The organism is Bradyrhizobium sp. GW821-FHT12B03, assembly GCF_058807535.1.
In genome coordinates this window covers 45,418-70,071 of the sequence record NZ_JBXAQU010000010.1, presented here as the reverse complement: position 1 = coordinate 70,071, position 24,654 = coordinate 45,418, and the positions used below count along the sequence as shown (strand labels likewise).

The 24,654-nt window shown below is 57.7% G+C and carries 18 protein-coding genes and 1 pseudogene; 13 read left to right on the top strand and 6 right to left on the bottom strand.

What is annotated here, in order from left to right; genetic code table 11:
- Positions 1–33 precede the first annotated feature (33 nt).
- Positions 34–1,281, bottom strand: a complete 1,248-nt coding sequence (locus tag AC1RUR_RS20085) for an O-antigen ligase family protein (RefSeq protein WP_492847087.1) — start codon at positions 1,279–1,281, stop codon at positions 34–36.
- 223 nt (positions 1,282–1,504) lie between these two features.
- Between AC1RUR_RS20085 and AC1RUR_RS20080 the strand changes: the two genes are divergently transcribed.
- The gene (locus AC1RUR_RS20080) at positions 1,505–2,980 is read left to right on the top strand and encodes a GumC domain-containing protein (protein ID WP_492847085.1); all 1,476 of its coding nucleotides are present in this window, start codon (positions 1,505–1,507) and stop codon (positions 2,978–2,980) included.
- A gap of 117 nt (positions 2,981–3,097) precedes the next feature.
- Here AC1RUR_RS20080 and AC1RUR_RS20075 read toward each other — a convergent pair whose 3' ends face one another.
- Positions 3,098–4,024: a glycosyltransferase gene (locus AC1RUR_RS20075; RefSeq protein WP_492847083.1), complete on the bottom strand. Its 927-nt coding sequence runs from the start codon at positions 4,022–4,024 to the stop codon at positions 3,098–3,100.
- 180 nt (positions 4,025–4,204) lie between these two features.
- Between AC1RUR_RS20075 and AC1RUR_RS20070 the strand changes: the two genes are divergently transcribed.
- The gene (locus AC1RUR_RS20070; RefSeq protein ID WP_492847081.1) at positions 4,205–4,927 is read left to right on the top strand and encodes an FkbM family methyltransferase; all 723 of its coding nucleotides are present in this window, start codon (positions 4,205–4,207) and stop codon (positions 4,925–4,927) included.
- Between the two features lie 88 nt (positions 4,928–5,015).
- Here the strand turns inward: AC1RUR_RS20070 and AC1RUR_RS20065 are convergent, their stop codons facing one another.
- From AC1RUR_RS20065 to AC1RUR_RS20055, 3 genes are all read right to left on the bottom strand, one after another.
- Positions 5,016–6,287: a lipopolysaccharide biosynthesis protein gene (locus AC1RUR_RS20065; RefSeq protein ID WP_492847079.1), complete on the bottom strand. Its 1,272-nt coding sequence runs from the start codon at positions 6,285–6,287 to the stop codon at positions 5,016–5,018.
- 248 nt (positions 6,288–6,535) lie between these two features.
- A complete protein-coding gene (locus tag AC1RUR_RS20060; protein ID WP_492847077.1) occupies positions 6,536–7,561 on the bottom strand; it encodes a glycosyltransferase family 2 protein in 1,026 nt (341 codons plus the stop codon).
- 415 nt (positions 7,562–7,976) lie between these two features.
- Entirely contained in the window at positions 7,977–10,208 is a 2,232-nt protein-coding gene (locus AC1RUR_RS20055) for an Ig-like domain-containing protein (protein WP_492847075.1), read from the bottom strand.
- 831 nt (positions 10,209–11,039) lie between these two features.
- Here AC1RUR_RS20055 and AC1RUR_RS20050 point away from each other — a divergent pair.
- From AC1RUR_RS20050 to AC1RUR_RS20000, 11 genes and pseudogenes are all read left to right on the top strand, one after another.
- A pseudogene (locus tag AC1RUR_RS20050) lies at positions 11,040–12,119 on the top strand (acyltransferase family protein); the annotation flags it as partial.
- 267 nt (positions 12,120–12,386) lie between these two features.
- On the top strand, positions 12,387–13,268 hold the full coding sequence (locus AC1RUR_RS20045; protein ID WP_492847403.1) for an aldo/keto reductase: 882 nt from the start codon (positions 12,387–12,389) through the stop codon (positions 13,266–13,268).
- 201 nt (positions 13,269–13,469) lie between these two features.
- Positions 13,470–14,315 carry a glucose-1-phosphate cytidylyltransferase gene (rfbF, locus tag AC1RUR_RS20040; protein WP_492847073.1) on the top strand — a complete coding sequence of 282 codons (846 nt, stop codon included), beginning with the start codon at positions 13,470–13,472 and terminating at the stop codon, positions 14,313–14,315.
- 11 nt (positions 14,316–14,326) lie between these two features.
- Positions 14,327–15,385, top strand: coding sequence for an NAD-dependent epimerase/dehydratase family protein (locus AC1RUR_RS20035; protein WP_492847071.1), 1,059 nt, complete (start codon positions 14,327–14,329; stop codon positions 15,383–15,385).
- A gap of 208 nt (positions 15,386–15,593) precedes the next feature.
- Positions 15,594–16,361 carry a LuxR C-terminal-related transcriptional regulator gene (locus AC1RUR_RS20030; RefSeq protein WP_492847069.1) on the top strand — a complete coding sequence of 256 codons (768 nt, stop codon included), beginning with the start codon at positions 15,594–15,596 and terminating at the stop codon, positions 16,359–16,361.
- A gap of 817 nt (positions 16,362–17,178) precedes the next feature.
- Complete coding sequence (locus AC1RUR_RS20025) at positions 17,179–17,844, top strand: Crp/Fnr family transcriptional regulator (RefSeq protein WP_492847067.1); 666 nt, start codon at positions 17,179–17,181, stop codon at positions 17,842–17,844.
- A gap of 169 nt (positions 17,845–18,013) precedes the next feature.
- Positions 18,014–18,709 carry a class I SAM-dependent methyltransferase gene (locus tag AC1RUR_RS20020; RefSeq protein WP_492847065.1) on the top strand — a complete coding sequence of 232 codons (696 nt, stop codon included), beginning with the start codon at positions 18,014–18,016 and terminating at the stop codon, positions 18,707–18,709.
- 198 nt (positions 18,710–18,907) lie between these two features.
- Positions 18,908–19,087 carry a hypothetical protein gene (locus tag AC1RUR_RS20015; RefSeq protein WP_492847063.1) on the top strand — a complete coding sequence of 60 codons (180 nt, stop codon included), beginning with the start codon at positions 18,908–18,910 and terminating at the stop codon, positions 19,085–19,087.
- A 21-nt stretch (positions 19,088–19,108) separates the two neighbouring features.
- Positions 19,109–19,690 carry a dTDP-4-dehydrorhamnose 3,5-epimerase family protein gene (locus AC1RUR_RS20010; RefSeq protein WP_492847061.1) on the top strand — a complete coding sequence of 194 codons (582 nt, stop codon included), beginning with the start codon at positions 19,109–19,111 and terminating at the stop codon, positions 19,688–19,690.
- 202 nt (positions 19,691–19,892) lie between these two features.
- Positions 19,893–21,149 carry a methyltransferase domain-containing protein gene (locus tag AC1RUR_RS20005; RefSeq protein ID WP_492847401.1) on the top strand — a complete coding sequence of 419 codons (1,257 nt, stop codon included), beginning with the start codon at positions 19,893–19,895 and terminating at the stop codon, positions 21,147–21,149.
- A 36-nt stretch (positions 21,150–21,185) separates the two neighbouring features.
- Complete coding sequence (locus AC1RUR_RS20000) at positions 21,186–22,580, top strand: DUF4910 domain-containing protein (protein ID WP_492847059.1); 1,395 nt, start codon at positions 21,186–21,188, stop codon at positions 22,578–22,580.
- A 19-nt stretch (positions 22,581–22,599) separates the two neighbouring features.
- On the opposite strand, the gene AC1RUR_RS19995 is transcribed toward AC1RUR_RS20000, so the two are convergent.
- The gene (locus AC1RUR_RS19995; protein ID WP_492847057.1) at positions 22,600–24,606 is read right to left on the bottom strand and encodes an HlyD family type I secretion periplasmic adaptor subunit; all 2,007 of its coding nucleotides are present in this window, start codon (positions 24,604–24,606) and stop codon (positions 22,600–22,602) included.
- Between the last annotated feature and the right edge of the window lie 48 nt (positions 24,607–24,654).

The following is a 24,654-nucleotide window of genomic DNA, read 5'->3' as shown; positions in this document are numbered from 1 at the left end:
CCAAAGTTCACGGGGCGCCCCGATTTTCCATCTTCAACGGAGCAGGAAATCAGGTTGACGTGAGCGACGCGTAGCCGTTGACGGTCCGGACGTAAATCGGCCTGCATTCGAGAAAAACAGCACCATGGACGTGAAATTGTCCAGCAGGTTCTCGGAGAAGAAGTAGATCAGCAGTACGGTAAAGAGGATCCTCGCGGCCTGCTGCCGGATAGAAAGCGCAATAGAGAGCACGAAGGGAACGAAAACCAGGAGATTGAGAAGTCCGTATTCCGCCATCACCCGCAAGTAATCATTGTGCGGTGGCAGAGGAAGGACGGTCAACATGCCGGTCTGATTTGCGCCATAGCCGAACAGTATTCCCCCGATCCCCTGGGACGAATATATCGCCCAGATGTTCGACCAATGCGTGATGCGGAAGAAAGCGGACATGTCGGTCGTGCCGGTCAGTTCTATCAACTGTTTCGCCGGCATTCGCGCGATCGTGCTCGGTCCAAGGTCCATGATCAGGGCCATGGCGTTAAGTCCCGTCACAAATCGATCCAGCGCGCCAAGCTCAAACGCGAGCAAGGAGCCAATCGCCAAAAGAAAAAACGCGACGAACACCCGCGCACGAAGCGGGAAGATCGACCACATGCCGAAGGCAAGAATAGTCGCTAACGCCGGGCCGACCCTGTTCATCACGGCTGCATTGACAAATTGCAGGACCAGCACCTTGTTTCCGAACCAAGGCGACAGGGCAAAGAATACGGCAGAGAAATACAGTGCCGCAGTATTCGTATTGGGAAAATAAGAGAACACGTCTGGGTATTCGAACCCGGTGTAGACCTTCGTCTCGCCAATCAACTTGAACAAGAGGGGCAGGATGATGAGTGCGTAGAGACACCGCTTCTCGGCGCGTCGAAAGCGTCCTGGAACGCTGCGGCCTGCCACGAAGAAGGAATACAGAGACAGGTACTTCAGGGCGGAGGCTATCTCGAAGCTGCCGACATTGGCCAGGCAGCTCGCGCCGACGAACGCACATGAGAGAACCAGAAGAACCACATAAAAGGTGCTGCCCTTTCCCGCGATAAGCACGAGATAGAATGAGTAAGCAATGAGCAGAAGACTTACGGCATTGCTTATGACGTTGAATAGATTCGATCCTGACAGATGGTAAGCGAACGTCAGGAAATTCATGAACACGAGCCCGGCGCAAGTTATCAAGAAAAACTGATTCTTGAGTGCTATGGACGGATGAACGGTATGCAGCACCCGTTCTCTGTCTACAGTCAGATCCTGCACGGCGAAGTATCTCCACCTTCGTCTATCGCTTCAGCTCATGCCCGGTGTCTCGCTGGGCATGTCGGAACCCGCAGGAAACGCCGAGGAGAGCACGGCAGAGCGAGCGTGTAGGCGATCGGCCAGCTCCGATTTGACGGTGGTCAATACCGCTCAAACCGCGTCGCATAGAACGGCTCAGGTACAGAGCGAGCAAGCGGGGTCTCCAGTGGAACGCGGCAGAAGTATGTTGTTCTCCAATCCATTCGGTCTCTTCTGGCGTCGCCAATGGATAATCTATTTGTGCCTCCTTGCGACGTCCGGCGCGGCGTTCCTGTACTATGCGGTCTCGGGCGAGCGTTATGAGGCATATACCCTTCTACGCGCAGGGCAGGGTATCAAGGAGCGATCAGGGAACAATAATAACGGCCCGCTGGGTGAAGGCGTCGACCTTCAAAGCCGAATGGAGTCGTTGTCGCGCATCGCAAAAATCGATCACGTCATCCTGGAGGCGGCGGGTGCAGTAGGGTACGATCGCCTTTCCTCGAACTCAAATCCGACGCTGTTGGCGCAATTCTGGCAGTGGGGAAAGGAAATCGACTTCGGCGACGCGTTTGCCAGGGAGCCGGCGGGATCGAGACCGCGGCCTGAGGAGCAGGCAGCCATGGAGCCGGAAGCGCGAGCGGCGATCGAGCGCAACCAATCTGCCATTTTGAGCTTGCGGGATCGTGTCATTGCGAAACAAGAAGGGCGATCCGACCTGCTTCGAATAACGTTCCGACATGCCGATCCGTCGATTGCGGCGAGCTACCTGAATGAACTCGCAAACGCGTTGGTCGCTATTCAGAGCACCGACGTCCAAATGCCGGGCGCACAGGAGTTCTTCCAGCAGCAGACGAAGCGCCTCGAGGAAGAGGCCGAGGTAGCGGCGGCCAACCTGAAAACATTCTCAGTCGAGGCGTCGATCTACTCGGTCGACGAGCAGCGGCAGCTCCTGCTCAAGCGAGCGAACGATCTGGCAGCGTCGATCTCGACCACGCGCGCGACAATCGAAGAACGAAAAGGGCAAAAACAGGCCATCGTGGATCAACTGCAGGTCCTGAGGCCGGTTTCACAATCGAAGACCGTTAGCCGAATGGTGAAGACGCTCGGAGGGCAGGATCCCCGGAAGGCTGCAGAAAGCGTCGCGAAGGAGCCTGATCAGCCTGACGAAATTCCGCCGTTGCTCCTGGTGAGGGTCTATCAGGACAACATGGCTACGCTCATGAAAGTCAACGCCGACCTCAATGGGTCGACGATGCTGCTGAGCCAGCTGGGCGCCGAGCTCGAGAATGTGAACAAGGACCTGGCGTCCCTGTCCGCGAAGGAAGCCGAATATGGGCGACTGAAACGCGCCCTCACCACATCATCGGCGGCGGCCGCGCACTATGCGAACCGCATCCTGGAGGAAGAGATCAGCTCCGAGGTCGCGAAGAAAAGTCAGCTGTCGAGCCTGCGGGTCGTCCAACGAGCGATAACGCCGACCGCGCCCGTGTTTCCACAGATCCCGCATCTCATCGGTCTGGCCTTGATAGGCGGCATCTTGCTTGGTTTTGCGCTCATCATTGGCCCGGATCTCGCAAGAGGGGCGATGGCCAGTCACGAGAAGCGTGAAGTCGATGTCGGAGATGATGACCTAGTGGATTTGCTGGTCGCCCGCCGAAGACGCGAAGCATCGAAGTAGGCCGGTTTCGTTCGCCTCGCTTCGAGCATCTCCGCGGCCGCGGTGCATTTTATCGCTATCTGCGGTCTACCGCTTGGATCACCCGCTTCCGGTAGGGAGCGATCATGTCCGGGCGACTTACGGACGACCAGGTTGACACCGGCGGTGCTTCAGCACGGGTGAAAGCAGAGCTCGTCCAAGCTGCGTCGCCTGCAATCCAGCTTTCAGCAGGTCGCCGATAGCGGATGGGAGGGGGGGCATCAGATCGTTGCGAGTGACGAAGGCGCCATCACCGCGGTCGAGGTCGCATTCATATGCCCTCCTCACTCGATCCTGCCATGACGCCGCTTCGAAAACTATCGGTTCGGCGTGTCCGGCAGACCAATCCGGTCGAGCAATCTTCGCGAGAGCCCGGTTCGCTTCGTGCTTGAAGAGCACGGGTTGCTCTTGGCGTATTTCGAGACGACGGGATATCTGACCTGGAGAGCGGTAAGGAAAGTGCTTCAGTCGAATTCGCGAAGGAAACGTTCGGCCGCGGTTATCGGGCCAGACCAAGCCACTCCAGTTGAGGTCGTTCCGATGGCGAACAAATCGCGGCTCGCTCCAGTTGTTCTGATAGAATCTGAGCCGCTGCGAAGCAGGTCTGGCCAGCCACTTCGCCGGATTTTGATGGTACCTTTGAAGATCAACGTCGGTGAAATAGAAATTGAACGAGGCAGAATATACAAAGCCGTATTTGTCGGGGACGCCCGACAGAAAGCCAATGGGATCATCGATGTAGATTTCGTCGGAATCGAGCCTGCACCACCAATCTCCGGCAGACGCGATGCTTCTGTAAGATTCAAAGATTTCCCCACGGAGTTCGTCTGTGAATGTGCGATCGTCGCGGCCAACGACCTCGATCTTCGAGGTTCTGCGAGAAATTTCTTGGACCGTCTCCCAGGTGCCGTCGACACTACCATTGTCAAACACAAGTATCCTGTCGCTCCAACGAAGCGCAGCTTCCAGTGCCTCCGCAACGATATCGTTTTCGTCCCGAACGCAACAGATGCTGAATATCTTCATGGCGTGACCGTACTCGCTCGTGGCTCGTTCGGTGACTCGCTGGGCTTAGCAAGGCACTCGCTCGCACAGTCAAAAATCACGTTTTGCCCCGAGGGAATTGTCAAAGGTCAAGTTGGCGAGGCAGTTCCCGGCCCATAACCGCAGCGAGCTGGCAGCGGAACGGTGTCACAGGGGAGCGGCATGACTGTGAAAGAGCAACTGAAATCCATGGTTCGGTCGACAGGGTATGAAATCCGTCGCCATCATCCGGACCTGGTCGAGTTTCTACGATCTCGTTCGATCAATGTGGTCCTGGATGTCGGCGCCAATGAAGGGCAGTTCGCGCAGGAAATACGATCGCGTGGCTATGAAGGGCGAATCGTCTCATTTGAGCCGGTGGCTGATACCTTCAGCCACCTTCAACGGAATTGCGCATCGGACAACAATTGGGATTGCCGGAGAATGGCGCTTGGCGACGCCGCCGGCTCAATAGAAATCAACGTCAGCAAGAACACGGCGATGAGCTCGATCGTCAGCCAGACGGATATTGGCCGCAATAGCATCTATGAGGCAGATGTCGTTCGCGTGGAAACGGTCCCGATCGAGACACTGGATGCCATTTTTGCGGAGTTCGCCGGCGGCCGCGTGTTTCTGAAAATTGATACGCAGGGTTTCGAGCGAAATGTCTTGAATGGTAGCAAACAAGTCCTCTCGTCCCTGCTTGGCGTGCAGTTGGAGCTGCCTCTCATACATCTTTACCAGGGCACGTGGGGCTTCGACGAAGCGCTCCGCTTCATGAGGGAGGCGGGATTCACGTTGGCCCAGATGCGTCCAGTCACGTATTATTCGGAGGATCCCGTGTCGCTGCTCGAGGTCGATTGCGTGTTCAGGCGGACCGATTACGCGACCGTTACGTCGCGTTGACGTTGATCAAACGTCGCTCGGCCTCGCTCGATCGAGCCGACATGAAGTGCGTCGCACTCCAGGAACGATTTCGAAGAACGATCTTGAACTAGGCGCGAACCTGCCGCGCGTCGGGGGGGGCCAGCGAGAAGCCAAAGAGCAACTGGTAGCGCCACAGTGCCATGCCGGCAAATGTGATCAGGATCGCTCCCCCTGCGCCGTGCAGGCCAATTATTGGGAGCAGTATCATCTGTGCGATGATCAGCACACATACCGACACGACGTTGGTCAGCGTCGTGATGTGATCGCGATGTGCCGTAAATAGGCCCATGCCCAGGAACTCCGTCACATATCGGAACGCGATGCCGGCAACGATGAGCCAGAATGCGGTCCAATGGCCTGCGAGTGAAGCCTGCTTCAACCAAGGCGCGAGAATTTGAAACGCCGCGGCTACCGCAATGCTCAGGGCCGCGGTGGCCAAGATCGTCGTTTGGAGGAAATGCCGGGCCAACTGGCTGTGACCAGGCAGTCCTCCGGCCTTATATGCGTTGATGAGAAGAGGGCGCTGCTTCTGTCCGAGAACCAACCCCAGAAAGGCGGTAGCAGCATTCGCTACGGTCCAGAACAGAAAATAGATGCCCGCTGCCTCTATTCCCAGAAACAGCGTGACCAGATATCGATCGACATACTGGCTGGCTATGAAGCTGAGATCGCTGACGTAAAAGAGCACGGAGTTCCGGAGGGTGCCTGTGACCACAGAGGCCCTGAACGGCAAAGAAAAGGCGGCCCGCCACGGCCAGGACCAGCTCAGGTAAACGAAAAGAACGAGCGAGAGCAAGCCGCCCGCCAGCCAGAACGTAAAGAGGTAGGAGAGCGTTCTAAGGGTCGGATCCCAGGCGGCAAGCGGAATATAAACAAGTATCCATGCGGCGCTGCGGAGGAAAGCGATTGCGTTGGCCGATACGTGGTTCTGGATGCTCGAAAGCAGGTAGAAGACGTCATTGCCGACCTGTTCGAACAACATCGCAGTGACGATGAGAAGCCAGAGCGCAGGGGTGCCGAACGTGACAGTGATAACAACGCCAGACGCCAGCAAGACAGCATAGACCGAAAACACGAAGGTCCAGTGGTGCCGCATGCTATCGGTCAGTTCATCGGCGGAGGCCGTGACGGCGTTGCGCATCAACAGGTGATTCATTCCAGTGTTGACGATGACGGGCACAATTGCGATCGCGCCGGAGGCGAGGCCATACAGACCCAGGGACGATAGATCGAGGTAGTGAGCGATGAAGAGGGCGAGAGCGAATTTTGTCCCCATCACGCTGGCCCGCATCGCCATGATGATCAAGACGATGACGAAACGGCGGGCAGAAGCGGGCATGGAGGCAGGGCTCACTATCTTGAAGATGGGCCAGGGCGATGGGTTGCGTGCACGTCGGCGGCTTGCGCCGTGAGATCGTGCCGGACCTTGTCAGCCTGCAGGGCGCGCAGCAGGAACTCAATGAATGATAGAACAGACATGCGGTCGCAGAGTGTGCATAGATCCAGCCGACGAGTTGACAGTCGTCAAGAAAGGCATGGCTCAAAAATGAGCCACCGGCGGCAACGAGCTCGCCTTTGGCGAAACCGCTAGGCGGGCCGTCCAGGAGCGCTACGCTGTAACGCCCGCAGGCGGATGGCGAGAGGTTGAGGGCAACTGACCTTGGCCATGAAACGAAGGAGGGCGTTGGGCGTAACGCCGTACAGATCTCGGCGAAACCGCCACATGACACCTAACAGGGCCTGTATCGCCCCGCCGCTGGCGCGAAAGTCGGATAGGGCGATCAGCCCGCGACGCGCAAAGCAGCGCCTGGCCTCGATCTGGATCGTCTTGCGTTGTTGGGCGTCGACAACGTGGATAGCCGCGGTACGCGCGATGAGGTCGGCCACCTTCCGTCCGTCAAGGAGAAGCTGTTCGGCCCCCAGCCGCGCCGTCTCGGACGTGTTGTGATAGGTAAACGTCGCGCAGGCCTCATTCACGAAACCGGATTTGCCGAGGAGAAGCAGCGGCGCCCAGGCAGCGATGTCGGCGGTATGAGGCAGCTCAAGCGGGAGACCGCCGCGCGCTCGCAAAAGGTCGGTCTGCATCAGAACGCTGCACATCGTGACCGTGATCTGGTCCGTCAGGAAGTCCAGCAGGATCTCGGTGCCGTCCCAAATTCCGGTGTGGTGAGATCGACTGGTGCGAGCAGGCTTCGTTCGACCAAACGAAGCCGCAAAAAGGTCGCTCAGCGTGATGACGGTTGAAAGATGCGGTTCCTGCCTGATCAGGCGCACGCATTGCTCCAGCATGACGGGCGCGATCCTGTCGTCGTCGGCAACAAAGAGAATGTAGTCGCCTTTCGCGCCCGCAAGGCAGGCGTTCCAGTTTGGAAGCAGGCCGATATTTGTGCTCTGATTGATAACGCGCAGCCTTGCGTCGTCGAATTCGGCCAACACTTTCTCGGTGTCATCCGGAGAAGCGTTGTTGGAGACGACAATTTCAAAATGCGGGTAGCTCTGCGCCAGCGCGGCAGCGACGCATCCCTTTAACAGAGCCGCCCGGTTGAATGTTGGAATGGCGATCGTTATCAGTGGGCAGGCGAGGTCGGCCGGGATGTCTTTGGATTGCGTCACTGCATCACCGAACCATAGGAATCGAAGAGGCGGCGTGCAGGCCAAAGTCCGTGCGCGCACGCGGTTGGAAGGACAAACCAGCGAGAGTTCGACCGTCGCTGAAAATGCTGGCTTGCACGACTGAACTCCATTCGTAGCAATTCATAAAGAGCGCAAAGTCTGATGCGCGCGGCTTGCAATATGTGAGTTGAACCGAGGTCGGAGTTGACGGTCATCAATTGTATTCCGATACGACCTTGCCTCGGTTGCGGCTGACCCATCATGCTCAACCCGGTATCATTCGCGCGCCAAGTGCGCGGCGAGACTGACGCCTGACGCGATCGAACTCGGTCAGATCAGTCCGGAACAGACGAAAGAAGGGCGCCGCAGCGACGCCCTCCTTCAACTCCTCTTACGTCGCTATGCTGGAGCGGATCTAGTGCTGTGGCAAAGCGAGCGTCTGGTCGGTTGTATTGTTGCTCGATGTGCCAATGACGGAAGTCGAGTCAGGGCCCGCGCTTGTAATACTCGTCGCGGTGTATTGCTTCAGCAGACTAATTGACTGATCCGCACTGGCGAGAGTTGCCGCAGATGTCGCGCTCGTCGATTTGGCCGTCAGGGCGACGTTGTCATAGAGCGCTCCGAGGCCATCGCCGCCTTGGCCGCCGACCTCGCGGAAGGTCAGACGATCTTGTCCCCCGGTCCCTACCACCGTGAAATCGTAGGTCTGCCACGAATTGCCGGGTGGAACGGTGGCAACGACCGAGCCATTCCACAGCACCTCCATGGAGCAAGTCGAGCCTGTAAAGCCGGGACGCGAGCGTGCATCAAAGGACAGGTCATAGCTCTGTCCGGTAACGGTTTTTACGTCCTGGTAGAAACCATCCCGGGCCTCCTTATAGTCGAGTTCGCCGTAGTTTTGCCCGTCGCTGGCCTGCACTCCGTTGAGGTTGTTCCAGAGTTCGATGGCGCTGCCGCTGATGGCCGTCCAGCCGGGGACAGAGCTGAAGGCCCGCCAATGGCCGGTATCATAGACGGCCAGAGAGGATGACTCGAACGACCCGTTCACCAGCAGGTTCGTACCCGCTGCCGGCAGCGAGGCAGGCGGCGAGGTTGCGGGTGCGGAGGTGGCGGCGGTCAAGGTTACATTGTCATACAAGGCACCGAGGCCATCGCTACCCTGGTTCGTCGTCTCGCGGAAGGTGAGGCGATCCTGCCCTCCAGTCCCAACCACCGAGAAATCGTAATTCTTCCAGGAATCCCCCGGGGGAACGGTAGCTATGACCGAGCCGTTCCACAATATCTGTACGGTCGTCGTCGAACCCGTGAAGCCCGGCCGCGAACGTGCGTCAAAAGACAGATCGTATCGCTGTCCTGCAACCGTTTTGACGTCCTGGTAGAAGCCATCTTGGGCGCCGGCATAGTCGAGCTCTCCGAAATTCCCTCCGTCGGAGGCGCGCACGTTTTCGAGGTTGTTCCAGAGCTCGATCTTGCTCCCGCTAGTGGCGGTCCAGCCTTGAAGGGAGCTGAAGGCTCCCCACCGGCCGGTATCATAGGCAGCCAGAGATGCTGTCTCGAAGGAGCCGTTGACCAACAGGTTCTTCGAAGTCTCCGCCGGCGGAGATACGACCGGCGGCTGCGAGGCCGCATTCACTTTCACACTTAGCAGCGATGACGCTGAGCTGGTGTTGCCTGCGGCGTCCGTTGCCTTCGCGTTGAAGTTGTGAGTGCCGCTCGCCAATTGGGCCGTGGTGAGACTCCACGCGCCCTTCGCGTCGGCTTTTACCGTGCCAACCACGGTCGTCCCCTCCAGCACTTTGACGGTGCTCCCGGCCTCCGCGGTGCCAGTTAGCGTCACTCTGGTTGCATCTGTCGCCTGATCTCCAACGGTTCCGGTGTCCGGCGTGAACGCTGTAATCTTGGGCGCCGCGGGCGCCAGAGTGTCGGGCGCCACGACTGGCGGAGTTTGTGACGATGTAAGCGCCCCGGGAGGCGGGTTGGCCTGAATTGCCGCGGGGCTCATGGAAGTGTAGGCAACTGTCTGCCATTGGGTCGAGAGCTCAACCCAATTGGTTCCGCCGACGCCAGGATTGGTGCTGTGGTCCGCAAGGAAAGGGGCGCTTGCGTCGCGCCACCAGTCGGCGCCGACCATGCCTACCATTTTTGCGTTGGGGTCGGTCACCCTCATGTCCATTTGGACGTAGACGCCATCGACCGTTCCGGCGACGTAGGTTCCCCGCGACCTGTACCAGAAATGATCGTTGTACCCGTCCGGAGGAGCATCGAAACTGACGCCTCCGCCTGCCAGCGCGGTTCCAGGCATCGCATAGGCGGCATTGCCGGCGAAGTTGGCGCCGAAATGCCCCCCGGTCATCCCGAGCTTGGTCTGGTCCTGGACCAATACCCACTGGCCCGTTTGCTTGATATGGACATAGGTCTTTGAGTTAGCGATCTGGACGTCCGCATTTGCATTTGCTGCAGTGGACACCCCTTCTTCCGGATAGACTTGTCCCCACCCTTCGACGGCAGTGAAGCCTGCAGGCGGCGTCAACAGTCCGTCTGAATTCCAGCCCTGGTACCAATTCCAACTGTGAGGCACGCCAAGCGGGAAGCCGTCGCTCTGCCCCTGGGTGTTTTGTCTGCTCAGTTCCGAAATCGAAATTGCCATTCTTTCCCCTGCGTATTTTCATTTGCTGAGTTGTGGCGCAGATTGACGTCACAAAGCACACCGCTTCCAGTATCGCTGGAAGCGCGCTCGATCTCTCACGCCGATGACCGCCCGAACGCTATTTTTGATGAGACGCGAATGTCACTGGAGAACGCGCGCACGATACAACGCGCGAGTGGGACATGAATCGGACTTGCCGAATCGCATTGAAACTCTCCCCGAAAATGAACCAATTCAAAGCAAACTTCAATCAGGAAGCCGCTCTAATCTTGGCATTGAAATACACCTGCACCCCGTTTGTGCACTCGACTGATTTGCAGGCGGCTGAACACCCCATTCAACGCTGACAACGCAATTTGTCTTCAATGTGATAAAAGTAGAGTGATACTCTGTGCCTTCCGCGGCATCACAGGCGATGGTGCCGTTTTGCTTGGAAATACAGTGCGATGAGCGACGGACTGCTTGCGTCGATTTGTCCCGCCTCATGAGCCGAATTGCACGTCTACGTGTTTTTACGGGACCGCGGATGAAGCGCTCGAAGGCGGCCCGTGATTGTGGCTTCGCCCGGTAGACGAACGGGTCAGAAGCGGAAGCAGCTCCGGATCACAGCTCCGGATCACAGCTCTGTCCTCCTGGATTGCACTCGACTTTTCGTAGCGCACGCCGAGCCGAGTTCTCGTGCGGGCGGCGTGGCACGCCGTTGCCCGACTGACGTTGGGATCCCTGCAGTATTGAGAACCATCAAATCGGCCCCAGGTCATCTCGATACGTTCGGAGCGCCGCCGCCCTGCGGTCCAAGGTCGCTTGTCTCGAGCTCGACGGAAGAAAGCTGTGATTGGTTTTCGCACGCAGACAGGAGTTTCTCCTGTGCTTTCGGATTGGCTCGATCTCGCGCGTGGCCTTGCCGCCGTCGAGGTTCTGGCATTTCACTCCTACCAGCTGATGTTTATGGAGCAGCTGCCGGGCCCCGACTATGATCCGGCAATCCGGCTTGCCTACTCCGTCTTCTGGACATTGAGCGGACATGGCGGAGACGCCGTGATGGTGTTTTTCGTCCTGAGCGGCTATCTCGTGGGCGGGCCGGCGCTGGTAAGATGCCTCCACGGAAAGCTAAGCGCCATCGACTATTTCTCCGCAAGGCTGGCGCGGCTCTACATCGTCGTGATTCCGGCGCTTACAATTTCGTTCTGCGCGTATATTTCGACAAGGCAACTGCCTGGATGGGGAGGCTTCGTTGCTTCCCATCAGGACCTCTATGACAGTGCGCGAGTCTTTCTCGCGCCCGTTGGTCCGTCTGCGGCAGTATGCAATGTCTTGTTTCTCCAGACGATCGTTTGCTCGGAGTTTGCGGGAAACGCGGCCTTATGGAGCTTGTCGAACGAGTTCTGGTACTACCTGCTGTTTTTCGCGCTGATCTCCGTTCGCAAGGCGCCAGCCTACGTTCTATTGATTGTCGCGATCTTCGGTCTGTTTGTGGTAGCGGAGCGCCATGATCCCATGGGTACGCACACCGGCCTGAAGTTCTTCTTCTTTTTTGCGATCTGGTGCCTGGGCGTGTTGGTCTATGCGGTGATCACGCCCGCCTGGGCGTGGTGCTGCGGCTTCCTCGTGATCCTGGCAGGCGCATACGGACTGTCGGTCAAGGGTCTCTTGCCGCACTGGGCAGCGATTGTCGTCGCCGTCGGACTGGGCACAGCCGCGTTCATCGTTTTCATCGAGCGCCTGAAGATACCGCTGCCCTCATTCCTGGGGTTCGGGCGGAACCTCGCAAAGTTCAGCTTTTCGCTGTACGCAATCCACTATCCAATCCTGCTTCTGCTCAACGTCGCTGCGCGCGAACGTCGCGACTTTACGCTTGCATCGCTCGCCCTTGATGCGACTTTTATCATGTTGTGCCTGCTATTGGCTGTCGCATTCTATCTGTTGTTTGAGAGCCGCACCTCTGCTGCCCGCGACTGGTTGAAGGCCGTCATGGTGCGCGCCATTGGCGATGGCAATCGCACGCTGCGCCACTGGTCGATCACCGAAGCCGCCAAATCGAGTTATGCGACCGCCGGAGACCATCGAACAGCGCCCGCCCAATATCCTGATGCAATGTTGCCTTGGTCGACACCGAACATGGCGTCGCGGTCTCAGGCAGGCTCCTCGCCGGAGGCCGTGCTCGACGAACGAAGTCGTCTGGACGTTCCGCGGGTGCTGCTCAATGACGGCCACAGTATCCCGCAATTGGGTTTCGGTGTTTGGCGGATCGATAACGCGGGCTCGCCCGAGATTGTCGGAACGGCGATCCGTGCGGGCTATCGTTTGTTTGATACGGCTGCAAACTATGGAAATGAAGCCGGCGTGGGGCAGGCTCTCAAGCGGGCCTCTGTACCTCGGAGCGAGATATTTGTTACCACGAAGCTCCGCAATGAAGCGCACGGCTATGACCAGACGATGCGCGCTTTTGATCTAAGTATTGCCAATCTAGGGTTGGATGTCATCGATCTCTATCTCATCCACTGGCCGTGTCCTCAACGCGGCGCCTACGTGGAGACCTGGCGCGCATTCATCGAATTGAAGAGGCAGGGCCGTGTTCGTTCGATCGGCGTTTCCAACTTTACCGCGGACAATCTGGAGCGCGTTATCGGCGAAACAGGTGTCGTGCCGGCAATCAATCAGATCGAATTGCACCCGGCCTTTCAGCAACGATTGCTAAGGAACGTCCACGAGGGCTACGGCATCGTGACGCAGGCGTGGAGTCCGTTGGGGCAGGGCCGCAGCCTCGCCGATCCGAGGCTTCAAGCAATCGCGGACCGCTGTGAGCGCACTCCAGCGCAAATCGTGCTTCGCTGGCATATTGAAAATGGCATCATCGCGATCCCGAAGTCGGCGGCGCCAGCTCGCATCGCGGAGAACATTGATCTGTTCAATTTCGAGCTGACCACAACCGACCACGCAGTTATTGCCGGGCTCGATCGGCCGGATGGACGAATGGGACCGGATCCGCTGGTTCATGGTCAGATGCGCTTCGTGCGCCGAGTAGCCCGCCGCTTGGGCGGATTGATCCGATCGCGATAGCGCCCTTCCGTTGAGTGCCAGATGGTGTGGCGGAGCAGTCTTGATGGACTGAGCCGATCGACGCTCGCGCTCTTCTCGTTTTCAGCTCCGATGTCGGTCAACCGATTTGATGGTCGTCAACTCGCTGCTCTGGCCGCGTCATACGGTTTGGTTGGCTCGCACCATTCGTATAGGGCGATCCCCGCGATTCAGGAGAGGCCAATGAAAGTTGTCATTCTTGCCGGCGGCTATGGCACGAGATTGAGCGAGCACACTTCGGTTGTCCCAAAGCCGTTGGTCGAGATCGGCGGCCGTCCGATCATCTGGCATATCATGAAGTTGTTTTCTCATCATGGCCTGAACGAGTTCGTCATTTGCCTCGGCTATAAAGGTCAGGTGATCCGCGACTATTTCTTGAACTACTTTCCTCATCAAGGCGATTTGACGATCGATCTTCAGCGTAATCGCATCGAGACCCATCGAAACGAATGTGAACCCTGGAAGGTGACTCTGGTCGACACCGGGGAGAAGACGATGACCGGAGGGCGGCTCAAGCGCGTGCGCGACTATTTGGGAGGCGAGACCTTCTGCATGACTTACGGAGACGGCGTGAGTGACGTCGATATTCGCGAATTGATCCGGTTTCATCATCAACAGGGCGCGCTTGCGACCGTGACCGCGGTACAGCAGCCTGGTCGTTTCGGGGCAATCAATCTCTCATCCGATCGTCCACGAGCAGCGCGCTTTCGCGAGAAGGATGCGCGGGACGGCCAGGTGATCAACGGAGGCTTCTTCGTCATGGAGCCCCAGGCTCTGGACGTCATTGATGGGGACGCCACAAGTTGGGAGAACGAGCCGCTGGCACGTTTGATCGAGCAGGACCAATTGGCCGTCTACAGCCACCGTGGATACTGGCAGAATATGGATACGCTTCGGGACAAAACGGTCCTGCAGGAATTGTGGGATACGGGAAATCCTCCCTGGTGCGTTTGGAACAAGGACTCGGCAGCTCCGAGTGAACCTGTCGCGGCGATCAAGCCGGCGTTTGCTGCCCAATCCAATCGTTGAGGAGAAGCCAAATGCGCGTTTTGTTTACGGGAGCTGATGGCTATATCGGCGCTGTACTCGGTCCCAAGCTGCTCGAGCATGGTTACGATGCGACCGGAATCGACACAGGCCTCTATCGTCGTGGCTGGCTGTACGATGACGGCAGGACGCGCCCGATGGTGATGTCCAGGGATACGCGGCAGTTGTCGAGATCTGATCTGATCGGCTATGACGCGGTCGTTCACCTGGCCGAACTGTCGAATGATCCCCTGGGAGAAAACGACCCCGAGATCACGATGGAGATCAACCATCGTGGGTCGGTCGAATTCGCGCGCAAATGCAAGGAAGCCGGCATTGGGCGGTTTGTCTACGCGTCGTCGTGCAGCATCTATGGGGCTGCAGGCGCCGAGATCAAATCCGAAACCTCGTCGTGCGACCCGCAGACCGCCTACGCGCGATGCAAGGTATTGGTCGAACGAGATCTCCTCGAAATGATCGACTCCAGATTTTCACCGGTGTTCCTGCGCAACTCGACGGCCTTCGGGGCGTCTCCACGCCAGCGCTTTGACCTCGTATTGAATAATTTGTCCGGCTTTGCATTCACGACGCGCAAGATCCGGGTCATGAGCGATGGGACACCCTGCAGGCCTCTCGTTCACGTCGAGGACATCTGCCAGGCGATTCTGTGTGCGCTTGAAGCGCCGACCGAAGCGGTGTGTGGCGAAGCCTTCAATGTCGGAGATGAAAGCCAAAATTACACCGTGCGCGAGATCGCAACGATCGTCAGCGAGACGTTTCCGGGTTGCGAGCTGACATTTGGCCCAAGCGGTCCTGACAGCCGCAGCTATCGCGTATCCTTTGACAAGATCAAGGCGCACTTGCCGAGTTTCCGCTGTCGCTGGAACGCCGGTCGCGGCGCGCAGCAACTGAAAGGCGTCTTCCAGCGAATTCAGCTGGATGAAGCAACTTTCAACTCGGCCCCTTTCACAAGACTATCCGAACTTCGGCATCTTCAACACACGGAGCAGTTGGACACCCATCTCCTGTGGACGCCGATGAGCGAAGTCATCCCAGCGCTGGGCCGCATCTGAGGAGTGCCTTGACTTGGCAATGACTTAAGGTTGCTTGACAGTTTTCAATGGTGAGATATGGTTGTGCACTGCGGAATTAGTTCGCTTAGCTTGCGCTGTGGGTCGATTCAGACTTCACGTCGGATCATTAAGTCCGCTTTTTTTGAGGGAATCGTTCTGCTGCGAGTGTGAGAAGTCCTCGGTGTACGGGGAGTTCGAGGATTGAGCAGTGTCAGTAATTTTATTGGTAGACGAACATAGTATCTATCGGACCGGCCTTCGGGACGTCATTCAGAGCCGGTTTCATTCTCGTGTGGTCGAGGCTTCCCAGCTGGAGAACTTCGACGCGGAGGTGAAGTTCGATTTGATTCTGATCGACTTTAATTGCCTCACGCCTGGCGCGCTTCGGGCGTTGGCGGAAGTCCATGATCTCAGCCCGGCGACACGAATTGCCGTGATGTCTACATCGCACACTCGGGCAGACGTGCTGAGTTGTCTATCGGCCGGCTTTCATGGATTTGTAGTCAAACTTCAATCCGATGAAGAGTTGCTCTCGGCCATCGAGGATCTTTTGTCTGGACGCATCTACGTGCCCAGATGGCTGGCGGAGGACGACCTTGACGTGCCGGCTGTTCCTCGGGTGGCGAATTTCGACCTTGAGGCGTTGCGGCTGACCCGCAGGCAGAACGAGATTCTCCCGCTCCTCGCCTTCGGTATGTCGAACAAGGAGATCGCGCGCGAGCTTAGTATTGCCGAGGGGACGAGCAAGATTCACACGGCAGCGCTTCTACGCGCGCTTGGTGCCCGTAACCGCACGGAGGCGGCGTTTATGGCCGCAAGACTTGTGGGATCAAGGGCGGGACTAGCAGCGCGGTCCAGGACCAAGAGATTTGTGATCGACGGGGCGTACAGTTCGACGGATGGCTTCGGCTTGCGCGCGAATTCGACGTCAGGTCCGCGGGCTGTGCCTCCTCCTCCTCGAAGGCCGACCAATTAATCCACCCTGGAGTGGCGGTTTCTGAAGGCGCCTGAAGCGAGCTGCCGTGATGGCGCTGGCTTGGTCAAAATGAGCACGAATGCTGACCGGTCAGCTGAGCCGCGTCGCATATGCAGAAGCAATCCGCGCAGGAATGTCTGGTTGTTTGCCAACAACCGGCGGAAGCTCGCTACGGCGATCGCTCCATTGCGGGCAGGCGCGTCTGCGCGGTGTCAGTTAGTTGCGAAGCCGCTTTAGGCAAGGGTCTTGTGCTGCCCCCGGGTGTGTGGACGACACCTGATTTTGCGATGGCCGGCGCTCCTGGCGTTGGCGCAACATCCGCGAGAAAGATGCGTCAAAGCGCCGCAAAAATCCAGGCAACCCGCTACAGCCGATTTCGATCCGCGAAGGCAACTGCGACAGCGCAGTTCGAGGCTTTGACTGATCGTGCCTTCGAAGGCACTGCCTCAAACTTCGTAAAGCGAGGGCTGGCGATGAACAGAGGCAGGCGGACGTGCACCTTGCCTGCGTCAGAGAGTCGCGTCGGGCCGGTTAAGGGCCACGTCTCGCCGAGGGGGCTTTCGACACATTGCGAAACACAAAAGTTGCATTCCGCTACAATAGCTGATGCACGCGCCAAAGACATCTTGCCGCTACCTTAGGCTCTTTCAGGGCGTGTATGGGCGGGAAAGCGGCACCGAATAGTTTTGGTGACAAACGGACTAGACTTTTAAGCCTAGCCGGAACCTGCAAAAACCTAGCGCATATGACTGAGTGTATTAACAATTCGTTGCGACTTAGACTGAAGCCTGTCGGATTTATGGCTGAGGTGAAGTACATGCTTAACGAAGCGATGTTTCCGGACAATTGCCATTCATCAAAAGTATCTCTTTTCAAGGCGACGCGGAACCCAGAACTACGCAAGTCCACATCTCTTATTCCACGCGGCCGCGCACTCTTCTGGGAAGGTGAAGAGGAAGCGCAAAAAATTCAGATCGTCGAAGGCGTAGTCCGCGCTGTCCGGCTTCTCGAAAACGGAAATCGCCAAATTCTGGCATTTTATTGGCCTGGCGATGTTGTCATGCCCACCCAATCGGCCTGTCAGCAATTTACCGCTGAGGCTGTTACGGACTGTCGCGTATTTCGGTCGAAAGTCTCCGGAGTGTGCCGCGGGGACGAACCGTGCGGTGCGCATCAGGTCCTGGCAGATACGCTGTCCCTCGTCCTGACCATGAGCCAGAAGAATTGTGTGGCGCGAATAGCTTGGCTCCTGCTGCGTATGCGAGCGCATCTTCCTTCTGATCCGAAGCGACCCGATGCGCTTCGGCTTCAGCTTCCTCGAGCGGACCTCGCGGATCACGTCGGAACGTCACTTGAGACAGTTTGCCGCACCCTTGCAGACTTCAGAACGAAGAGGCTGATCGACCTTCCGACCCGCAAGACCATTCGGTTCATTGACCTGAAGGGGCTGGAACGGATTTCCGGAGAGCAGGCTGGAGCTTGATGCAGCCCGCGGTACTGCTCGCTTCGGCGCGCGGCTGATGAGCGCGCCGGGCGGCGGTTGGCTGCCGCTCGGGAATTGACGATCGTAGACTCCAAACTGGCGACTTCGGATAGATGAGGAGCCTGGGGACTGCGCGTCTCGCGTCTAGAGAGATCGAGGAGAGGGCTGCATGGTCGAACGGAGCTTACGACAGAGAGCGAAGAGCGCTGCACTTCGTCTTCCAGGCGTTGAGAAATTAGTCTCGCTGACGCTGCCAAGGGCTCAGGTTTTCCAGGTGGCCTACGCTGCGCAGGCGTGGGGAAGCGCTGAAAGCGGCTCAGGCGTTGGATCAGAGCTTGCTGCCACGGAAAATGTCAGCGCCTATCTTCCCGAGTTGTTTCGTCGGCTTCAAATCTCCCGGTTCCTGGATGCACCATGTGGTGATTGGAATTGGATGAGAAAAGTTGACCTCGCAGGCGTTGACTACGTCGGGGCCGACGTCGTCGGCAGCGTCGTTGCCCGGAACGGACAGAAATACGCGCGTCCCGGTGTCCGGTTTATCCACGCAGACCTTACCAAAGATCCTCTACCTGCAGTCGATTTGATTATGTGCCGCGATTGTTGGGTTCACTTGTCCTTCTCGGACATGGCGGCGATGCTGAAGAATTTTCGACGAACGGGCGCGACGTGGCTGTTGATCTCTCACACACCCAGCCATGACAAGAACGAAAGCAAGGCGACCGGCATCGGATGGCGACACCTCAACTTGAACTTACCTCCCTTCAGTTTCCCGCCGAAGCTCGAGAGCCAGAAGGATCACTATCCTGACGTTCCGTTCGAGATCGCGCTATGGCGATTGGCTGACATCCCTGACATCAAGCTTTGAAGAAGGCTGCCCTTATTCCCCTGGCCTGGGTAGTCACGGCTCGCCTTCTGCCTGCGAAGGGGTGAGCAACTTCGATTGCTGCGCTTCCCGCTGCAGTAACGCCGCATCAAGGCGGCCACGTTATTGAGATTTGTCAGATTCGGGCAGACGGCGGCAGATACTCTGGATGCACAAGAGGCAATCTAGGGATGAGAAATCATGTCCAATGTGGGCGAACTCGGCCCTGTAGTGGCCCATGCACCTATCAAGGCAACAGCTGAGAAGCGACATTTCAACTGGCCGGCTTTTGCGATGGCGTTTGCGCTGGTCTGTACCCTGGCGTGGAACGTTGCTCTCCTATGGGGCCTGTTCCAAGTCTGCAAACTCGTGTTCGCCTGAACTCACAACGCTCGCCACAGCATGATATTCTCGGAAACCATCCTCGCCGGCGCCTACACGGTGGACATCGACCGGCACCAGGATAGCCGAGGGCATTTTGCACGCGTGTTTTGCGCAGACGAGTTCTCGGCTCATGGTCTAAAGCCAGTGGTGGCGCAGGGCAGCGTCAGCTTCAACGCAAAGCGCGGCACATTGCGCGGGATGCATTTTCAGTATCCTCCGGCGACGGAGACCAAGTACGTTCGGTGCACGAGGGGCGCGGCCGTTGACGTGATCGTCGATTTGCGGCCGGAGTCCCCGACCTATTTGCAGCACGTCGCAGTAAATCTGTCGGCTGATAACGGGCGTGGACTCTACGTGCCCGAGCGTTTTGCTCATGGTTTCCTGACGCTCACCGACGACACCGAGCTCGTCTATTTGATAAGCAATTATCACACGCCAGGCGCCGAAGGCGGACTGCCGTATGACGATCCAGCGCTGGGTGTAACCTGGCCGGTGCCGGTACAGGTCACGTCCGAACGCGACAAGCGGTGGAAGGCCTACAGCGAAATTCAGATCGAATTGAAAGCGCGAATGAGTCAAGCGCTGCGGACCGGTGAATAGGCCGCGTGCTCGTCATGCGAGTGTCGTGGGGCCGTTCGCACTCTTCCAATGATGCAAGATGGCGCGGACAAAATGAAATCCGATTTGACGGTCGTCAATTGCGTTCAATTGGTGAGAACTACGTTGGTTCCATGAACGCCGCGCATTGCGGAGCAGGAGCCAGGCGATGTTGAAGCAAGAAGCCGCACGTCCGTACAGCACGATGGCCCCTTCGGTGCCGGCGGCAAGGACGAGTTGCTGCCGATTTTGCAATGCTCCTCTCGAACAGGTCTTCATCGATCTCGGGCTTTCGCCGCTCGCAAATTCCTATCTCAAGAATGAGGACTTAAAGAGCGAAGAGCAGTTCTTCCCGTTGCGGGCGTACGTCTGTGGCGAATGCTTTCTCGTCCAGTTGGAGGAGTGGGAAACGCCGGAGAACATCTTCGGCGACTATGCCTATTTCTCATCCTACAGCGAGTCGTGGCTGCAACACGCAAAAGCTTACGTAAGGCGGGTCGTGGACAGATTTGGGATCGGTTCTCAGAGCAAAGTGGTCGAGATCGCCAGCAATGACGGATATCTCCTGCAGTATTTTGCCGAGAAGGAAATCCCGGTCCTCGGTATCGAGCCGGCGAAGAACGTCGCGGCGGTGGCTCGCGCGAAGGGCATCCCGACTCGCGTTGACTTTTTTGGCGAACGCACCGCCCGCACATTGCGAAGAGAGGGATTGCGAGCCGATCTTCTGATCGGAAACAATGTCCTCGCCCATGTCCCAAATCTGAATGATTTCGTAAAGGGTATGAGCATCCTCGTGGCGGACCAGGGAATCATTACGATGGAGTTCCCGCATCTGATGCGGCTGGTTGACGAATGCCAGATCGATACGATTTACCACGAACACTTTTCGTACTTTTCACTGATCTCCGTCGAGAAGATCTTCGCAGCGCATGGATTGACACTGTTTGATGTCGAGGAATTGCCGACCCACGGCGGTTCGCTTCGGATCTACGCGCAACACAGCAATACTGGATCGCATCCGATCTCGAGGCGCGTTAATGATCTCAGGACACGCGAGGTGGCCGCCGGATTCGCGCGCCTCGATCACTATTGCGCCTTCGAAGAGCGCGCACTGCGTACGAAGCACAAGCTGATCGAATTCCTGGAAGATGCCAAGGCGAGGGGTAAGACCGTCGTCGGCTATGGTGCCCCGGCAAAGGGAAACACGCTGCTGAATTACTGCGGTATCAGTCCGGACCTGATCGAATATACGGTCGACCGAAATCCTCACAAGCAGGGCTGCCTGCTCCCGGGTACACATATCCCGATTTGCGAGCCGGAACGGATCAGCGTGACCAAGCCGGACTACATCCTGATCCTGCCGTGGAATCTGAAGCAGGAGATCGTCAGTCAATTGTCATTTGCACGCAGTTGGGGGGCGCAGTTCGTGGTGCCGATCCCCGAACTTAGGCTCGTCGATTGACCCGCAGCAGTCTTCAGTTGAGGCGAGGGGCGAGCGATGCATGACATAGTCAGAGATACCAGCCTTGCGAGCCTCAAAGAAGCAGAGATGCCGGTGGACCTGTCAGCCGATGATGGCGGACAGGCCATGCATCGATTCATCTCGGAGATGTATCCGATCTGCCGCAGCATCACGGGCGATGGAGTCAGAAAAACGATTGATCTGATTCGTAAACATATTCCTTTGACGACCTGTGAGGTGCCATCCGGACTTCAGGTGTTTGACTGGACGATTCCACTCGAATGGAACATTCGTGATGGATACATCAAGAACAGCGCCGGTGAGCGCGTCGTTGACTTCCGCAAGTCAAACCTGCATGTGGTCGGCTACAGCGGCCCGGTAAAGCTCAGAATGAGCTTGGCTGAACTGAAGCTTCACCTATTCTCCGATCCATGCCGGCCCGACTGGATTCCGTATCGTACTTCCTACTACAAGCCGACGTGGGGCTTCTGCGTTTCGCACAACCAGCTGCTTGCTCTACCCGATGACGACTATGAAGTTTGCATCGAATCCTCGCTGGAACCTGGCCATCTGACCTATGGCGATTTGCGGCTGCTTGGACGTTCCACGGATGAAGTCCTCATCTCTTGCCATGTCTGTCATCCATCGCTGTGCAATGATAATTTGGCCGGCATTGCGGTGGCAACCGCGCTGGCCCAGCATCTGCGCAACAGGGATCACCGATATACTTACCGCTTCGTATTCGTCCCAGGAACGATAGGCTCGATCGCTTGGCTTGCGCTGAATCAGTCGCACGTCGGGCGCATCAAGCACGGCTTTGTTTTGACCTGTGCTGGTGATGCTGGCTCAGTCACCTACAAGAAGAGTCGCCGCGGAAGCGCCGAGATTGACAAGGCATGGTCGTACGTCCTGGAGCAGAGCGGGCATCAATTCGCGATTCAGGAGTTCTCTCCATTCGGCTATGACGAGAGGCAATATTGCTCGCCTGGCTTCAATCTTCCTGTCGGGTTGTTCATGCGTACGCCACATGGAAAGTTCGCTGAATACCACAGTTCCGCGGATAATCTGGATTTCGTGCGTGCTGACGCTCTTCGCGATACTCTTGAGAAGGCCATCGCCACGGTCGACGTCATCGAAAGCAATGGGTACCATCTCAACCAGAAGCCCTTCTGTGAGCCAAAGCTGGGAGATTACGGCCTGTACAGCGCGATGGGTGGTCTCTCGCCGCCCGACTACCAAATGGCGCTGCTATGGGTGCTGAACATGTCGGACGGGCATAATTCGCTCCTCGATATCGGAGAAAAATCGAAGCTGCCGTGGACGATGGTGAAACAGGCGGCAGCGGCCCTGACCGAGGCCGGCTTGCTACGGCCGATCGAACCCGAATTGGCCAGGGAAGGACGCATTCCTCGGCTAGCCGGAACCACGTGAGCCGTTTTCCATTGTGCGACTATCGCTCGCGCAAACTTTCCTGCCTGTATCGCAGCAGCGGAGAAAGAATGTAGCTGATGATGCTGCGCGAACCATACTTGATCTCGGCAGTCACCGCCATGCCGGCGGAAAGGTTAACGCGCCTGTTGTCGATATCCATTTGATTGCGATCGAGGGACACCCGCGCGGCATAAACCAGCTCTTGCCCCCTCGGTTCACTGCTGCTTGTCTCTGTGCCGGCGGCTCTCGCATTTGCATTCTCCGGCGGCTTGTTTCGAGGAATGGCGTCCTGCGAGATACTGACGATCTTGCCGTGCAGCAGGCCGTATCGGGTGAAGTTGAACGTATCGACCTTGATGGCAGCGTCCTGGCCAGCCTCGACGAAGCCGATATCCTGATTTGAGATCATGGCCTCCACCTCGAGATTGCTGTCGGTAGGAACAATGAGCATCAGCGTTTGCGCTGAGGTGACCACGCCGCCGACCGTGTGAACAGTGAGCTGCTGGACCACGCCATCGATGGGGGCGGTCAGATTTTGCAGTCCTGTATGCCGTTCGGCCTTGATCACATCCTGGGTCAGCCCAGCTGCCTTTTGTTCCGCTTTCGAGAGCTCCTCGAACAGCGTACGCTCATATTCGGCAACGGTCTTGGTTCGTGTTTCCCTGAGTACGGCGATCGCCGCGTCAGCCTCACCGTATTTGCTTTGCTGAACGAGGATCTCCTGGCGCTGGCCGACCAATTCCTGTAACTCCGTCAGATACAGTAGCTTGGAGCCGAGCTCCTTCTGGTATAGTTGCTCACGTATTTCGACACGCTGCTGCAGCGGACCGAGCGTGGCCTTCAATTTGTCGATCGAGGCCTTGGAAGTCGCTCGTTCAGCTTCCTTCTGTGCGATCTGCTGGTCAATTGCAGCGACCTTTGCATTCTGCTCCGCTGTTTGACTAACAAGAAAGCGACGCTGCATTTCGACCAACGACACGGGTGCCCCGGCAGGTGCATTGAGGACGGGATCGCTCTTTCCAGAGAGGGCGGCCGTTAGGCGCATAACATCGAGCTGCGCACTCTGGAGATCTCCCTTCAGGTGATTTAGTTCGGCCGTCGACATGGTCGTGTCGAGATCTATCAGGCGCTCGCCGGCGGCCACCGTTTGCCCATCGCGGACGTAGATTGACCGAACGACGCCGGCTTCAAGGGGTTGGATGGTTTTGGTACGTCCGCTCGGAATGAGTTTGCCTGGGGCGATGGCAACAATGTCTACCGTCCCGATACAAGCCCAGGTGAGCGAGACCGCCAGAATTGCTACAATGCTGAGGCTTATGGCCCGTCCGACGGGTGATGGGGGCGTTTCGACGATCTCGAGCGCCGCTGGCAGAAAGGCAAGTTCGTCAGCGGAACGGCGTTGCTCGCTTGGTCCCAACCTGGCTACAGCTTTCCCGAGTTTGCGTGCGTGGTCGGCGAAGACGATGACTGCGTTTGCCGAGCTTGTGGTTTGAACGGGCGCTTTCGGCTTCGAGGATCGCCGCTTGATGAGCGAGGATACATGGGCGGCCAGCGCGGCGGGGCGGGCAGAGATGTGTGAGAAGGACTGCAGCGCGGCCAGTCGCCAACCACGAAGGCGAAGAATAGACCAGGCGACAATCGGGCGGCGCTTTGTAATCAGAACCAAACGTCCATCCCAAAGACTTTCGAGTTCGGCCCGGGAAATCAAGCTCGGTCGCTCGGCGCCGGGAGCGAGAACGACTGCCTCGTCACCGGACACCTTTCCCAGGAGCAGATAGCTTGCGTTGCGCAGTGGAGCGATACCCGGCAACGGCTGCCTGGTTAATCGATCCCAATCGGTCGGCGAACAACGAGCCGAAAGGCCGGCCTCTTTCGCGTAGGCAATCATTTCCGGGACGCCGATCGATGCGCCATTGAACCGTTGCCGAAGACGGTCGTGATCGCTTTGGACACCTCGCAAGCGAAGGAGGATATCCAGGAGGAAAATCCCGGGATCGTCAACGTGATGGACGGTGGTTTGCCTCATCGACTGTCAGCCGCTCGTACGGCGCCGTTCAGATGCGAAATCCGGCAG